Genomic DNA, 13,908 nt, shown 5'->3' with positions numbered 1-13,908 from the left:
GGAGCCATGCGTGCGCGGCCTTGTCGAACACCTCGCACACGAGAGCAGAGCCATGCGGCTGTCCAGCTTCTTCATGCCGACCCTCAAGGAGACCCCGACCGAGGCGCAGATCGTCTCGCACCGCCTGATGCTGCGGGCCGGGATGATCCGCCAGACCAGCGCCGGCATTTATGCCTGGCTGCCGCTGGGCTATCGGGTTCTGCGCAAGATCGAGCAGATCGTCCGCGAGGAGCAGGATGCCGCCGGCGCGCAGGAACTGCTGATGCCGACCATCCAGTCGGCCGATCTGTGGCGCGAGAGCGGCCGTTACGACGATTACGGCAAGGAGATGCTGCGCATCACCGACCGTCACGACCGCGAGATGCTGTTCGGCCCGACGAACGAGGAGATGATCACCGACATCTTCCGTACCTTCGTCAAGAGCTACCGCCAGCTGCCGCTGAACCTCTACCACATCCAGTGGAAGTTCCGTGACGAGATCCGCCCGCGCTTCGGCGTGATGCGTGGCCGCGAGTTCCTGATGAAGGACGCCTATTCCTTCGACATCGACGCGGACGGTGCGCGCCGCACCTATCAGAAGATGTTCCTGGCCTATCTCCGCACCTTCGCCCGCATCGGACTGAAGGCGATCCCGATGCGCGCCGACACCGGCCCGATCGGCGGCGACCTGAGCCACGAGTTCATCATCCTGGCCGAGACCGGCGAGAGCGGCGTCTTCTGCCACAAGGACTGGATGACCCTGGACGTGCTGAAGGACGCCCCCGGCATCGAGGACGACCTGCAGCCCTTCTTCGACCGCGTCACCGCCATCTATGCCGCGACCGACGAGAAGCACGACCCGGCCAACAGCCCGGTTCCGGAGTCGGAATTGGTGTCGGCCCGCGGCATCGAGGTCGGCCACATCTTCAACTTCGGCACCAAATACTCCAAGCCGATGAACGCCGTCGTCGCCGGTCCGAACGGCGAATCGATCCCGGTGGAGATGGGCAGCTACGGCATCGGCGTGTCGCGTCTGATGGGCGCCATCATCGAGGCCAGCCATGACGACAACGGCATCATCTGGCCGGACGCCGTCGCCCCCTTCAACGTCGGCCTGATCAACCTGAAGTCCGGCGACGCCGAGACCGACCGCGTCTGCGCCGAGCTGTATGCCAAGCTGGAATCGGCCGGCCTGGAGGTCGCCTATGACGACCGCGAGGAGCGCCCCGGCGCCAAGTTCGCCGACATGGACCTGATCGGCGTTCCCTGGCAACTGGTCGTCGGCCCGCGCGGCCTGAAGAACGGCGTCGTCGAGCTGAAGCGCCGCGCCACCGGCGAAAAGGAAGAGCTGCCGGTCGAGGCGGCGCTGGCGAAGCTGCTGGGTTGATCGGCCTAGCCTGAAGAGAGAGCCCGGATCGCCCAAAGCGGCGATCCGGGCTTTGCCCTTTTCCCGCCACGCTCAGGTTCTTATCTAGGGCATCGTCTCCGCCCGTCCACAGGGCCTCCCCCACAGGATCCCAGCTGCATGATCTTCAACGCCTTCGAACGCATGGTCGCGATGCGTTACCTTCGGGCGCGCCGCCAGGAAGGATTCATCTCGGTCATCGCGGGGTTCTCGCTGCTGGGCATTGCGCTCGGCGTGGCGACGCTCATCATCGTGATGGCGGTGATGAACGGCTTCCGGGCGGAGCTGCTGGGCCGGGTGCTCGGCCTCAACGGGCATCTCAACGTCTACAACATGCGCGGCGGGCCGCTGCCGGACTTCGACATCCTGGCCGGCAAGCTGCGCAACACGCCGGGCGTGGTCAACGTCACCCCGACGGTGGAGGGGCAGGCGCTGGTGTCGGTGCGCGGAGCCGCGTCGGGTGCCGTCATCCGCGGCGTCCGGCCGGAGGATTTCCGGGTGCGCCCGACGCTCGCCAACAACATCATCCGCGGTTCGGTCGATGAGTTCGGGGACGACCGCGTCGCCATCGGCGTCCGCATGGCCCAGCGTCTGGGCCTGAGCATCGGCGACCAGATCACGCTGATCGCCCCCCAAGGCAACGTCACCGCCTTCGGCACCGTGCCGCGGATGCGCAGCTATCCCATCGGCGCGATCTTCGACGTCGGCATGTTCGAATACGACAACAGCTTCATCTTCCTGCCGCTGGAGGAGGCGCAGGCCTTCTTCCGCACCGGCGACGCCGTGACCTCGCTGGAGGTCTTCGTCAGCGACCCGATGCAGATCGCGTCCGCTCGCGCCGCCGTCCAGTCGGTGGTGGCGGGGGAGGGCAGGGTGGTCGACTGGCAGCAGTCGAACGCCAGCTTCTTCACGGCGCTGCAGGTCGAACGCAACGTGATGTTCCTGATCCTGTCGCTGATCATCATGGTCGCCGCCTTCAACATCATCTCCAGCCTGATCATGCTGGTGAAGGACAAGGGGCGGGACATCGCGATCCTGCGCACCATGGGGGCGACGCGCGGCATGATCATGCGCATCTTCTTCCTGTCCGGCGCCAGCGTCGGGGTGACGGGGACCTTGCTGGGACTTGCGCTCGGCGTGTCCTTCGCGCTGAACATCGAGAGCATTCGGCAGGTCATCCAGGGACTGACCGGCACCAACCTGTTCAATGCCGAGATTTACTTCCTGTCCCACCTGCCGGCGAAGATCGACTGGAGCGAGGTCATACAGGTGACGCTGATGGCGCTGGGCCTGTCCTTCGCCGCCACCATCTACCCGTCCTGGCGCGCCGCCCGGCTCGACCCGGTGGAGGCCCTGCGCTATGAGTGATGCCGTCATGCAGCCGATGCTGGAACTGAAGGGCATCGTCCGCCGCTTCGAACAGGCTGGCGAGACGCTGGAGGTGCTGCGCGGGGTCGAACTGACCGTCGGCGCCGGGGAACTGGTGGCGCTGGTCGGCCCCTCGGGTGCCGGCAAATCGACGCTGCTGCACATCGCCGGATTGCTGGAACGGCCGACCGACGGCATCGTGAGAATCGCCGGCACCGACGTGTCCAACCTGGACGACGGCAAGCGGACGGAGGTGCGGCGCCGCTCCATCGGTTTCGTCTACCAGTTCCACCACCTGTTGCCGGAATTCTCGGCGCGGGAGAACATCGTCCTGCCGCAGATGATCGCCGGCGTGGCGAAGTCGGTCGCCCGCCAGCGCGCCGACGAGCTTCTGCGCATGGTCGGGCTGGAGCAGCGCGGCACCCACCGTCCGGCCCGCCTGTCGGGCGGCGAGCAGCAGCGCGTCGCCATCGCCCGCGCGCTGGCCAACGCCCCGTCGCTCCTGATCGCCGACGAGCCGACCGGCAACCTCGACCCCCATACGGCGGAGCATGTCTTCGCCATGCTGTCGGCCATCGTCCGGCAGGCCAAGGTCGGCGCCCTGGTGGCGACCCACAACCTCGACCTCGCCCGCCGCATGGACCGGGTTCTGGAGATGCGCGACGGTCATCTGGTTGAGTATCAGCCGTCGGAACTGGTCCCTCTGAGCGAGGTCGCCCCGGAAGCCTCCTGAGCAGTGTCATAGGCCGAAAGCGGATCCGCACCCCCGGTTGCCAAGCCGGCGCGGCGCCCCCACTCTCATGCGCGACCGCACCGGCTGAGCTGCGGCACCGACAAAGACAGGGGGCATCGGGGATGGACCAGCGGATCATCGACCTCTATGACGAGTACACCCATGCGCCGTTGCCGCGCCGGGTCTTCCTGGAGCGGCTGGCGGGGCTGGCGGGCAGCGCGGCGGCCATCCCGGCGATCCTGGCGGCGATCGAGCCCAACTATGCCCGCGCGGCCATCGTCGGTGAGGACGATACCCGTCTGGCGGCGGAGGATGTCAGTTTCCAGGGGGCGACCGGCGACGTGACCGGCTATCTCGCCCGGCCGAAGCTGATGGACAAGGCCCCGGCGGTGCTGGTCATCCACGAGAATCGCGGCCTGAACGCCTACGTCAAGGACGTCACCCGCCGTCTTGCCACCGAAGGCTTCGTGGCGATGGCGCCGGACCTGCTGTCGCCGCTGGGCGGTACGCCGCAGGACGCCGACAAGGCCCGGGACATGATCGGCCAGCTCGACACCGACAAGACGGTCAACAACCTGATCGCCGGCATGAGCTATCTGATGGCCTACCGCTATTCCTCGGCCAAGGTCGGGGCGGTCGGCTTCTGCTGGGGCGGCGGCATGATCAACCGGCTGGCGATCAAGGCGCCCGACTTGAAGGCCGGCGTCGCCTTCTACGGCCCGACCCCCGACCCGGCGCTGGTCGGTACGGTGAAGTCGCCGCTGCTGCTGCACTATGCCGGGCTGGACCAGCGCGTGAACGCCGGCATCCCCGCTTACGACGAGGCGCTGAAGAAGGCCGGCGTCGAGCACCAGATTTACATGTACGAGGGCGTCAACCACGCCTTCCACAACGACACCTCGGCCGAGCGCTACAACAAGGAGGCCGCCGATCTGGCCTGGAAGCGCACGGTGGAGTTCCTGAAGGCGAAGCTGGCGTAGGGGGGGGCGTGCCGTTGCCCCCTCCCTAACCCTCCCCCACCTTTGGTGGGAGAGGGGACTGCCGCCACTCCTTTGCAAGATGTTACGCCGCCAAGCGCCCCACCCCCTCTCCCGCGAAGCTCTCGCACAAAGCTCCGCTTTGTGCTGACGCGACAGGCGGACCGTAGGTCCGCTGAGAGCGGGGGAGGGATGGGGAGGGGGCAATCAGCCCGACATCTCTCCCAACACCGCCGCCGTCTCCACCACCGCCGCATACTCTCCATCCATGTTGGCGAGCGACAGGTCGTGGACCTCGCCGGCCGTCCGCAGCCTTCCCGACCGGTCCAGCCGGGCGAAGGTGAAGCAGGCGTCGGCCACCAGATGCACGTCGTAGCCGAGGTTGCCGGCCATCCGCACCGTCGCCTCGACGCTGTTGTTGGTGATGACGCCGGCCACCACCAGCGTGCCGATGCCGCGGGCGCGCAGCCAGTCGTCAAGCCCAGTGCCGACGAATGCGCTGTTCACCCGCTTGCCGATCACCGTCTCGCCGGGCAGCGGCATCGCCTCCTCCTTGAAGGCATGGCCGGGGCCGCCGGGGCGGTAGGTGGACTCGGGGCTTGTCGAATCGTGGCGGATGTGGACGATGGGCCGCCCTTGCCGCCGCCAAGCGGCCAGCAAAGCCGCGACGTTGGCCTCGGCCTGCGGGTTGTTGCGTGGGCCGATGAGGCTCCAGCGCGGGTCGTCGATGGCCTTTTGCAGGTCGACGATCAGCAAAGCGGTGTTTGCGGGCAGGGTTTCCATGCCGACGATCCTGCCGCGATAGTCCATCGCGTGACAAGTCCGCCGGTTTCTGGCTCTAATCCGGCGCTCGCCCCTCGTTTCCCGTTTCAAGCGCTCGTCCGGAGGCGCCGTGCTCGCATCCCCCCTGTCCCTTCTCGCCGTCGCTGCCGGAGGTGCCGCCGGATCGGTGGCGCGTTACCTGACGCTGCTGCTGATCGCGCAGTGGGTCGGCACCCGCTTTCCGATGGGGACGATCATCGTCAACGTGATCGGCTGCACGGCAATGGGGGTGCTGTCCGAACTGGCGAGCCTGACATGGTCGCCGCCGCCGGAAATCCGCGCCCTGATCCTGGTGGGCGTGCTGGGCGGCTTCACCACCTTCTCCTCCTTCACGCTGGACATCGGCGTTCTCGTCGCCCGTGACGAGCTCGCCGCGGCGGCGGGATACTTCCTCGCCTCGACGCTGTTCAGCGTGGTGGGCTTCTTTGCCGGCCTGTGGGCCGTGCGTTCTCTTGTTTCGGTGTCCCTCTGATGACTGACTCTCCCGATCACGCCGATATGCCGTCGACCGAAGCCAAAAGCGACAGCAAGGTCGAAACCCGCGTCGTCACGGCCGACGAGGCCGACATGCGGCTCGACCGCTGGTTCAAGCGGCATTTCCCCGACGTGAACCACAGCTACCTGCAGAAGCTGCTGCGTACGGGCCAAGTCCGCATCGACGGCAAGCGGGCGGAGACGTCGTCGCGGCTGGCGGCCGGGCAGGGCGTGCGCATCCCGCCGCTGGCCGCCTGGGCCGCGCCGGTCAGGGGGCCGAGCCAGGGGGCGGCCAAGCCCAAGGGCATGTCGGACAAGCAGATCGCCGAGCTGCAGGCGCTGGTGCTCTATCGCGACGCCGACGTCATCGCCATCAACAAGCCGGCCGGTCTGGCGGTGCAGGGCGGCACCGGCACCTCCAAGCATCTCGACGCCATGCTGGACGCCCTGCGCTTCGACGGCAACGAGCGGCCGAAGCTGGTCCACCGCTTGGACAAGGATACCTCGGGCGTCCTGCTGCTGGCCCGCACCACCTTCGCCGCCAGCAAGCTGACGGAGATGTTCCGCGGCAGCGGCGTGCGCAAGATCTACTGGGCCGTCACGGTCGGCGTGCCGACGCCCTACCAGGGCAAGATCGACCTCGCGCTGGCCAAGGAAGGCGGTCCGCATGGCGAGCGGGTCGCGGAGAACAAGGAAGAGGGCAAGCGCGCCGTCACCGTCTATTCGGTGCAGGAGAATGTCGGCAAGCAGGCGGCCTTCGTCGCCATGTGGCCGCTGACCGGCCGCACCCACCAGCTGCGCGTCCACATGGCCGCCGTCGGCACGCCGATTCTCGGCGACGGCAAATATGCCGGGCAGGGTGCGTTCCTGGCCGGGGCGGAGGTGGCGAAGAAGCTGCACCTGCACGCCCGCCGGCTGATCCTGCCGCACCCGCGCGGCGGCAAGATCATCGACGTGACGGCGCCGCTGCCCGACCACATGCAGGCGACCTGGAAGTATTTCGGCTTCAGCCCCAACCTGCGCGACGACCCGTTCGAGGATTTCGAATAATGGCGCCCCCTCTGCGCCTTGCCCTGTTCGACTGCGACGGCACCCTGGTCGACAGCCAGTTCGCCATCATCGACGCCATGACCCAGGCCTGGGCCGAGCATAAGCTGGGTGAACCCGATCCGGCCGACGTCCGCCGCATGGTCGGGCTGTCGCTGGTGGAGGCGGTTGCCCTGCTGCTGCCGCAGCGCAATGCCGACCTGCATGTCGCGGTGGCGGAGAGCTACAAGCGCGCCTTCTCCTCCGCCCGCAGCCGCGGCGAGGTGGACGAGCCGCTGTTCCCCGGCATCGTCGATACGCTGGCGGCGCTGGAGGGGGCAGGCGTGCTGCTGGGCGTCGCCACCGGCAAGTCGCGGCGCGGATTGGATGCAGTGCTGAAGGGCCATGGCCTGACTGGCCGCTTCGTCACCTTGCAGACCGCCGATGTCGGTCCCGGCAAGCCGAACCCGCACATGGTGCAGCGTGCGCTGGCGGAGACCGGCGTGGACGAGGCGGCGACGATTGTGATCGGCGACACGACCTACGACATTCAGATGGCCCGCAACGCGCGGGTGCGGTCGGTCGGCGTCTCCTGGGGCTACCACGCGGTGCCGGAGCTGGAGCGGGCGGGGGCCGACCGCATCGTCCACCGCGGGCGTGATGTCGCCACCGCGGTGCTGGAGCTTTTGGAAGGGTAAGCGATGAAGCGTTTCTACAAGGCGGCGGGTGTCGGCGAGACCGAGGGCGGCTTTCAGGTCGAGTTGGACGGCCGTCCGGTGCGCAGCCCGGCCAAGGCGCCGCTGGTATTCCCCAGCCGGCCGCTGGCCCAGGGCGTGGCGGACGAGTGGGAAGCGCAGGGCGACCGGATCGACGCCCATTCGATGCCGCTGATGCAGCTGTCGAGCACCGCGATCGACCTGATCCCGGCCAAGCGGCCGGACATCGTCCAGGCCATCAGCGCCTATGCCGGCACCGATCTGCTGTGCTACCGCGCCGAACATCCCCAGCCGTTGGTGGAACGGCAGGCGCAGCTCTGGCAGCCGCTGCTGGATTGGGCGGCGCTGACCTATGACGCGCCGCTGCATGTCTGCGCCGGGCTGATGCCCAAGCCGCAGCCGGAGGAGGCGCTGGCCGCCCTGCGCCGGGTGGTGGAGCGCACGGACGACTGGTATCTGTCGGCGCTGCAGACCACGACCGGCGTCTGCGGGTCGATCATCGTGGCGCTGGCCCTGCTGGAAGGCCGCCTCAGCGCGGAAGAGGCGTTCGAGGTCTCGCAGCTGGACGAGACCTATCAGATCGAGCAGTGGGGCGAAGACGCCGAGGCCACGAAGCGCCGCGCCAACGTGCGCGCGGAGATCGTGGCCTGCCGGCGGTTCGTGGATCTGCTGCGGGGGTGAGGTGGGGCGGTTGCCCCCTCCCTCCCACGGCGTCGCCGCGGGTCCCTCCCTCCCCCACCTTTGGTGGGAGAGGGCAAGTTCGCATTGCGGCGGCAGTCCCCTCTCCCTCGAAGAGGGGGAGGGTTAGGGAGGAGGCAATATCGCCTTACTTCGTGGTCGTGGTGCCGGTCGTCGAGCCGCTGGTGGTCGAGCCGTTGACCGGGGCGGCGCCCGGCGCGACCTTCTCGGTCTCGGCCGGCTTCCGGTTCTTGTTCAGCGACGTCATGGTGTCGTCGTACTTGAACTCCGGCATCGCCTTCACGTCGTCGCGGCTCATGCCGGCCAGGTTCAGGCGGTTGTTCTGCGAATCCCAGTTGGCGGCACTGTAATCGACCGCGACCTGCTTCTCGCCGATGCCGAGGAAGCCGCCGGAGCTGATGACCAGCTGCTTGGCCTTGCCATTGGCGTCGAGGATGACGTCTTCGATCTCGCCGATCTTGTTGTTGTCGCGGCCATAGACGTTCTTGCCGATCAGCTCGTCGGCGCTGGCCATCTGACCGCCGAGGCTGCCGGACGTCGCGGCGCTGCTGGAGGTCATGCTGTCCGACTTGGTGGCATCGGACTTCATCGTGTCCGACTTCACCGTGCCGGTCTTGGTGCCGTCCGGGGCTGCGGTGTTGGACATGCTGGAGGTGGAGGAGGACGGGTTGCCCACGGTCGGCGAAGTGGTCTGTGCGACGGCGGCGCCGGTCATGAGGGCCAGCGAAGCGGCGGAAGCGATCAGGATGCGACGCATGGGGGTGGCTCCTTTGTCGTTGTGTCGAGGACACGAGGTTCGTGTGTCGAGAGACATCGGAACAACAGCGACGGAGCCGTTTTTATTTCGCCTTCCGAGAATTCTTTTGGTGAGTGACTACCCCTTTGAGGTGCGGTCCCAGTCCGGTGCGTGCGGAGTCAGCGCCACCGGACCGGCCTGGAAGGTCAGGCCGTTCTCGGCCGCGCGCTGCACGTCCTCCAGCCGCAGCAGGGCGAGCGCGGCGCCGTCGCGGGCGCTGCGGATCTCACCGGCATCCTTCCCGTCGAGAGTCACCGGTGTGCCGGCCTCCGGCGTCGGACCATCGAATGTCACAGGGAACAGCTTCTTCTTGATGAGGGCGCGGTACTTGGTGCGGGCGGTCAGTTCCTGCCCCATATAGCAGCCCTTGTCCCAGGAGATGGCGTTCAGCGCGTCCATCCGGCTTTCCAGCGGGATCGACTTTTCCGGGATCAGGTCCAGCGTGCCGTCGGGAACGCCGAGCGACAGCCGCAGGCGGTCGTAGTCGGCTACGTCCCGCAGCGTCAATCCGGCCGACTCCAGTGCGGCGACGCCATCGGCCGGCAGGAACAGGCGGGCGCCCAAGGCCGGCAGCCTCGGATCGGTGAAGGCGATGCCGCCGGCGAAGGGCCGCGCCGCGCCCGGTTCGGCCGGCAGACCCAGCGCCTCCAGCGCGCCGTCCCCGAAGGCGACGGCCACGCGCAGCCGGTCCGCCCGGTCTTCCAGGGCGATCTTCGACCGCAGCTTGTACATCTTCAGCCGCCGCAGCAGGTCGGCGCGCCGGTCCGTTTCCGGATCCAGCAGCAGGACTGCGTCCCCGCCGCTGTCCGACTCGACAAGGCTGAAATCATGCAGGAACTTGCCCTGCGGGGTCAGGAACAGGGCATAGGCGGCATGGTCGGGCGTGACCCGCAGCACGTCGTTGGACACCAGCCCCTGCAGGAAGGCCTTGCGATCCTCGCCCGAAACCGCCACCACGCTCCGCTGGTCCAGCACCGCGTAACCCGCCGACATCCTAGCCTCCACGTCATCCGATCGCCTGAAGTGTTGGGCGGAACGGGTCCGCTGGCAAGAGTCTGCCGCGTTGCGGAGGGCTGGGTTGCGGGTGCCGACTGTGGCATGATGACCAAAGCGGCAGATGCATCACCGTTGGGCAGAGGATCGGTTGTTGACGGCCGGTGGTGCCGCCGGATTACTCTGTTGGTAGCGGTGGCACGGCTTTGGCAATGCCATGCAGGTTTGACCTTTTCCCGGATTCCTCCTCCTTGCCTTCGCACGCCGAGATCTCATCCCCGGACGCTCCGCCGCCCCGACTGGAGCTGCGCGGCATCACCAAGCGATTCCCCGGCTGTCTGGCCAACGACCATGTCGACCTCGTGCTGCAGCCGGGCGAGATCCATGCGTTGCTGGGTGAGAACGGAGCCGGCAAGTCCACCCTGGTCAAAATGATCTATGGGGTGCTGCACCCCGATTCCGGCACGATGCTGTGGCAGGGGGCGGAGACGACGGTGCCCGACCCGGCCGGTGCGCGGCGGCTCGGCATCGGCATGGTGTTCCAGCATTTCTCGCTGTTCGACACGCTGACGGTGACGGAAAACATCGCGCTCGGACTCGACAATGCCGGGCCTATGGACCAACTCGCCGGCCGCATCCGCGAGGTGTCGGAACGCTATGGTCTGGCGCTGGACCCCGGCCGCCATGTCTTCCACCTGTCGGTGGGCGAGCGGCAGCGGGTGGAGATCGTGCGCTGTCTGCTGCAGGACCCGAAGCTGCTGATCATGGACGAGCCGACCTCGGTCCTGACGCCGCAGGAGGCCGCCAAGCTGTTCGAGACGCTGCGCGTCCTGGCGGCGGAGGGCTGCACGATCCTCTACATCTCGCACAAGCTGGAGGAGATCCGTGCGCTGTGCAGCCGCGCCACCGTCCTGCGCGCCGGCAAGGTGGTGGGCGCCGCCGATCCGCGGCAGGAGACCGCGCGCAGTCTAGCCGAGATGATGATGGGGGCGGAGCTGTCCACCCCCGAACGGTCGCCGCAGGGTGCCGCCGGGGCCGCCCGTCTGACGGTGCGCCATCTGTCGACGACCTCCGACAACCCCTTCGCCACCAACCTGAAGGATGTCAGCTTCGAGGTGCGGGCGGGCGAGATTCTCGGCATCGCCGGTGTCGCCGGCAACGGACAGGCCGAGCTGATGGCGGCGCTGAGCGGCGAGGTGCTGCTGGCCGACGCCGATGCCGTGGAGATCGAAGGCACGTCGGCCGGTCGTCTGGGACCGCGGGCGCGCCGGGAACTCGGCCTCGCCTTCGTGCCGGAGGAGCGGCTGGGCCGCGGCGCCGTGCCGGAACTGAGCCTGTCGGAGAATGCGCTGCTGTCCGGCTATGCCCGCGAACCGCTGGTGCGCGGCGGCATGGTCCATTTCGCCCGCGCCCGCGCCTATGCCGAGACCATCATCCGCGGTTTCAACGTGGTCGCCCACGGCCATCGGGCGGAGGCGCGGTCGCTGTCCGGCGGCAATCTTCAGAAATTCATCATCGGCCGGGAAATCCTGCAGAAGCCCAAGCTCCTGGTCGTCGGCCAGCCGACCTGGGGCGTCGATGCCGGGGCTGCCGCGGCCATCCACAAGGCGCTGATCGAACTGGCGCGGTCGGGTGCGGCGGTGTTGGTCATCAGCCAGGATCTGGACGAGCTGTTCGTGCTGAGCGACCGGATTTCCGTGCTGTTCCACGGCCGCCTGTCCGACAGCCGGCCGACACACGAAACGACGGTGGAGCGCATCGGCCTGCTGATGGGCGGCCTGTTCGGCACGCCGCCGGACGAAGACGGGGAGATCACGCGTGCGGTCTGATGGGTATTTGAGCGCCGGAGACGCCGCATGAGCTTTATCCGTCTGGAACCGCGCGGGCAGGCGTCGAAGACCATGGTCTATGCCACGCCGCTGCTGGCGGTCGCGCTGACCCTGCTCAGCGGCTTCATCCTGTTCATGGCGATGGGCTTTGACCCGCTGAAGGCTCTCTATGCCTTCTTCGTCGCGCCGCTGACCTCGGTTCGCGGGGTGGGCGAGCTGGTGGTGAAGGCGACGCCGCTGGTGCTCTGCGCCGTCGGTCTTGCCATCGGCTTCCGCGCCAATGTCTGGAACATCGGTGCAGAAGGGCAGCTGACGCTGGGCGCCATCACCGGCGGCGGTCTGGCGCTGGCCTTCTACGGCGAGGGCGGCTGGTGGCTGCTGCCGCTGATGGTGATCGGCGGCGCCATCGGCGGGGCGGCCTGGGCGGCGGTGCCGGCCTATCTGCGGCTGCGCTTCAACGCCAGCGAGATCCTGACCAGCCTGATGCTGAATTATGTGGCTTTGCTGCTGCTGAACTATCTGGTCCATGGCCCATACCGTGACCCGGACGGCTTCGCCTTCCCCGAATCGCGGCTGTTCGAGGCCGATGCCACGCTGCCGATCCTGTGGGCGGGAACCCGCGTCCATCTGGGGGCGCTGTTCGCGCTGCTGGCCGTGGCCGGCGGCTGGCTGCTGATCGCGCGCACCTTCATCGGCTTCCAGATCAAGGTGATCGGCCTGACCCCGGCAGCTGCCGGCTATGCCGGTTTCGACCAGAAGCGCATCGTCTGGCTGACGCTGCTGCTGTCCGGCGCGCTGGCCGGCATCGCCGGCATGGGCGAGATCGCCGGCCCTATCGGCCAGATCACCGCCAGCATCTCGCCCGGCTACGGCTATACCGCCATCATCGTCGCCTTCCTGGGCCGGCTGCATCCGGTCGGCATCCTGCTGGCGGCGCTGCTGATGGCACTGTCCTTCATCGGCGGCGAAGCGGCGCAGATCGCCATGGGCCTGCCCAAGGCCATCACCGGAGTGTTCCAGGGCATGCTTCTGTTCTTCCTGCTGGCGAGCGACGTGCTGATCCGCTACCGGGTCCGCTTCGGAGCGCGGAGGGCCGCGGCATGAACGACCTTGCCCTGATCGGCCCGATCCTGGCCGCCATGTTCGCCGCCGCGACGCCGCTTCTGCTCGCTGCTCTTGGCGAACTGGTGGTCGAGAAGTCGGGTGTCCTCAACCTGGGTGTCGAGGGGATGATGCTGGTCGGCGCCGTCTGCGGCTTCGCCGTGACCGTGCAGACCGGCAGCGCCACCGCCGGCTTTCTCGTCGCCGCGCTGGCCGGTGCCGCCACCGCCTCGCTGTTCGCCGTGCTGACCCTGTTCCTGCTGGCGAATCAGGTGGCGACCGGGCTGGCGCTCACCCTGTTCGGCGTCGGCCTGTCGGCACTGATCGGCCAGGGTTTCGTCGGCATCCCACTGGACGGGCTGCCGAAGCTGTATATCCCCGGCCTGACCGACCTGCCGGTGGTGGGGCAGGCGGTGTTCGGCCAGGACATCATGGTCTATCTGGCGGTGGCCGCCGTGCCGCTGGTCCACCTGTTCCTCTACCGCACCCGCGCCGGCCTCGTGCTGCGCGCGGTGGGGGAGAACCACACGGCCGCCCATGCGCTGGGCTACAAGGTGCTGCGCATCCGCTTCCTGGCGGTGCTGTTCGGCGGGGCCATGGCCGGGCTGGGCGGCGCCTTCCTGTCGATGGACTACACGCCGATGTGGGCGGAGAACATGACGTCGGGCCGCGGCTGGATCGCGCTGGCGCTGGTGGTCTTCGCCACCTGGAAGCCGGCGCGCGCCATGCTGGGCGCCTGGCTGTTCGGCGGCGTCACCATCCTGCAGCTGCACGTCCAGGGGCTGGGCATCGACGTGCCGTCGCAGCTCTTGTCGATGCTGCCGTATCTGGCTACCGTTCTGGTTCTGGTGCTGATTTCGCGGGACGTCGCCCGCATCCGCCTGAACGCGCCGGCCTGTCTGGGAAAACTGTTTCATCCCGATGCTTGACGCGTCGTTTTGAAATCGAAACAAAGCCCATATCTAAAGACACTGTAGAACTAAGGAGCGT

Annotated in this window: 14 protein-coding genes; 11 read left to right on the top strand and 3 right to left on the bottom strand. The window is 67.8% G+C overall.

All coding sequences use genetic code 11. The annotated features are described in order from the left end of the window. The first annotated feature begins 52 nt into the window (after positions 1 to 52). The 4 genes from proS to PWS46_RS09365 all read left to right on the top strand — a co-directional run bounded on the left by proS (position 53) and on the right by PWS46_RS09365 (position 4,465). Complete coding sequence (gene proS, locus PWS46_RS09380; RefSeq protein ID WP_434614168.1) at positions 53 to 1,366, top strand: proline--tRNA ligase; 1,314 nt, start codon at positions 53 to 55, stop codon at positions 1,364 to 1,366. Positions 1,367 to 1,504: 138 nt separating this feature from the next. Beyond that, positions 1,505 to 2,752, top strand: a complete 1,248-nt coding sequence (locus PWS46_RS09375) for a lipoprotein-releasing ABC transporter permease subunit (RefSeq protein WP_434614165.1) — start codon at positions 1,505 to 1,507, stop codon at positions 2,750 to 2,752. After that, entirely contained in the window at positions 2,745 to 3,485 is a 741-nt protein-coding gene (locus PWS46_RS09370; RefSeq protein ID WP_434614162.1) for an ABC transporter ATP-binding protein, read from the top strand. Before PWS46_RS09375 ends, PWS46_RS09370 begins: the two co-directional genes overlap by 8 nt. After that, a complete protein-coding gene (locus tag PWS46_RS09365) occupies positions 3,482 to 4,465 on the top strand; it encodes a dienelactone hydrolase family protein (RefSeq protein WP_434619961.1) in 984 nt (327 codons plus the stop codon). The genes PWS46_RS09370 and PWS46_RS09365 overlap by 4 nt, the downstream gene beginning before the upstream one ends. Before the next feature lie 204 nt (positions 4,466 to 4,669). On the opposite strand, the gene PWS46_RS09360 is transcribed toward PWS46_RS09365, so the two are convergent. Beyond that, a complete protein-coding gene (locus PWS46_RS09360) occupies positions 4,670 to 5,245 on the bottom strand; it encodes a cysteine hydrolase family protein (protein ID WP_434614159.1) in 576 nt (191 codons plus the stop codon). 109 nt (positions 5,246 to 5,354) lie between these two features. Here PWS46_RS09360 and PWS46_RS09355 point away from each other — a divergent pair, with 109 nt between their 5' ends. From PWS46_RS09355 to PWS46_RS09340, 4 genes are read left to right on the top strand one after another with little or no spacing between them, the layout of a single operon-like run. After that, the gene (locus PWS46_RS09355) at positions 5,355 to 5,756 is read left to right on the top strand and encodes a CrcB family protein (protein WP_434614156.1); all 402 of its coding nucleotides are present in this window, start codon (positions 5,355 to 5,357) and stop codon (positions 5,754 to 5,756) included. Next, complete coding sequence (locus PWS46_RS09350; protein WP_434614153.1) at positions 5,756 to 6,808, top strand: RluA family pseudouridine synthase; 1,053 nt, start codon at positions 5,756 to 5,758, stop codon at positions 6,806 to 6,808. The genes PWS46_RS09355 and PWS46_RS09350 overlap by 1 nt, the downstream gene beginning before the upstream one ends. Further along, on the top strand, positions 6,808 to 7,482 hold the full coding sequence (locus PWS46_RS09345) for an HAD-IA family hydrolase (RefSeq protein WP_434614150.1): 675 nt from the start codon (positions 6,808 to 6,810) through the stop codon (positions 7,480 to 7,482). Before PWS46_RS09350 ends, PWS46_RS09345 begins: the two co-directional genes overlap by 1 nt. 3 nt (positions 7,483 to 7,485) lie before the next feature. Then, the gene (locus PWS46_RS09340; RefSeq protein ID WP_434614147.1) at positions 7,486 to 8,181 is read left to right on the top strand and encodes an ATP12 family chaperone protein; all 696 of its coding nucleotides are present in this window, start codon (positions 7,486 to 7,488) and stop codon (positions 8,179 to 8,181) included. A 145-nt stretch (positions 8,182 to 8,326) separates the two neighbouring features. On the opposite strand, the gene PWS46_RS09335 is transcribed toward PWS46_RS09340, so the two are convergent. Together PWS46_RS09335 and PWS46_RS09330 are read right to left on the bottom strand one after the other, a co-directional pair. Then, entirely contained in the window at positions 8,327 to 8,956 is a 630-nt protein-coding gene (locus PWS46_RS09335) for a PRC-barrel domain-containing protein (protein WP_434614144.1), read from the bottom strand. 117 nt (positions 8,957 to 9,073) lie between these two features. After that, positions 9,074 to 9,988, bottom strand: coding sequence for a YgfZ/GcvT domain-containing protein (locus tag PWS46_RS09330; RefSeq protein ID WP_434614141.1), 915 nt, complete (start codon positions 9,986 to 9,988; stop codon positions 9,074 to 9,076). A gap of 212 nt (positions 9,989 to 10,200) precedes the next feature. Here PWS46_RS09330 and PWS46_RS09325 point away from each other — a divergent pair, with 212 nt between their 5' ends. Genes PWS46_RS09325 through PWS46_RS09315 form a run of 3 tightly spaced genes read left to right on the top strand, consistent with a single transcriptional unit; the run spans position 10,201 to position 13,847 of the window. After that, positions 10,201 to 11,817, top strand: a complete 1,617-nt coding sequence (locus PWS46_RS09325; protein WP_434614138.1) for an ABC transporter ATP-binding protein — start codon at positions 10,201 to 10,203, stop codon at positions 11,815 to 11,817. A 27-nt stretch (positions 11,818 to 11,844) separates the two neighbouring features. Then, positions 11,845 to 12,921 (top strand): ABC transporter permease, encoded by a 1,077-nt coding sequence (locus tag PWS46_RS09320; protein ID WP_434614135.1) that lies wholly within the window; start codon positions 11,845 to 11,847, stop codon positions 12,919 to 12,921. Beyond that, positions 12,918 to 13,847 carry an ABC transporter permease gene (locus PWS46_RS09315; RefSeq protein ID WP_434614132.1) on the top strand — a complete coding sequence of 310 codons (930 nt, stop codon included), beginning with the start codon at positions 12,918 to 12,920 and terminating at the stop codon, positions 13,845 to 13,847. The genes PWS46_RS09320 and PWS46_RS09315 overlap by 4 nt, the downstream gene beginning before the upstream one ends. The last annotated feature ends 61 nt before the right edge of the window (positions 13,848 to 13,908 follow it).

The organism is Azospirillum sp. B2RO_4 (assembly GCF_051124815.1).
Taxonomy (GTDB): Bacteria; Pseudomonadota; Alphaproteobacteria; order Azospirillales; family Azospirillaceae; genus Azospirillum.
The sequence above is the reverse complement of the archived record's forward strand: the minus strand, read 5'-3'. Positions and strand labels throughout refer to the sequence as shown.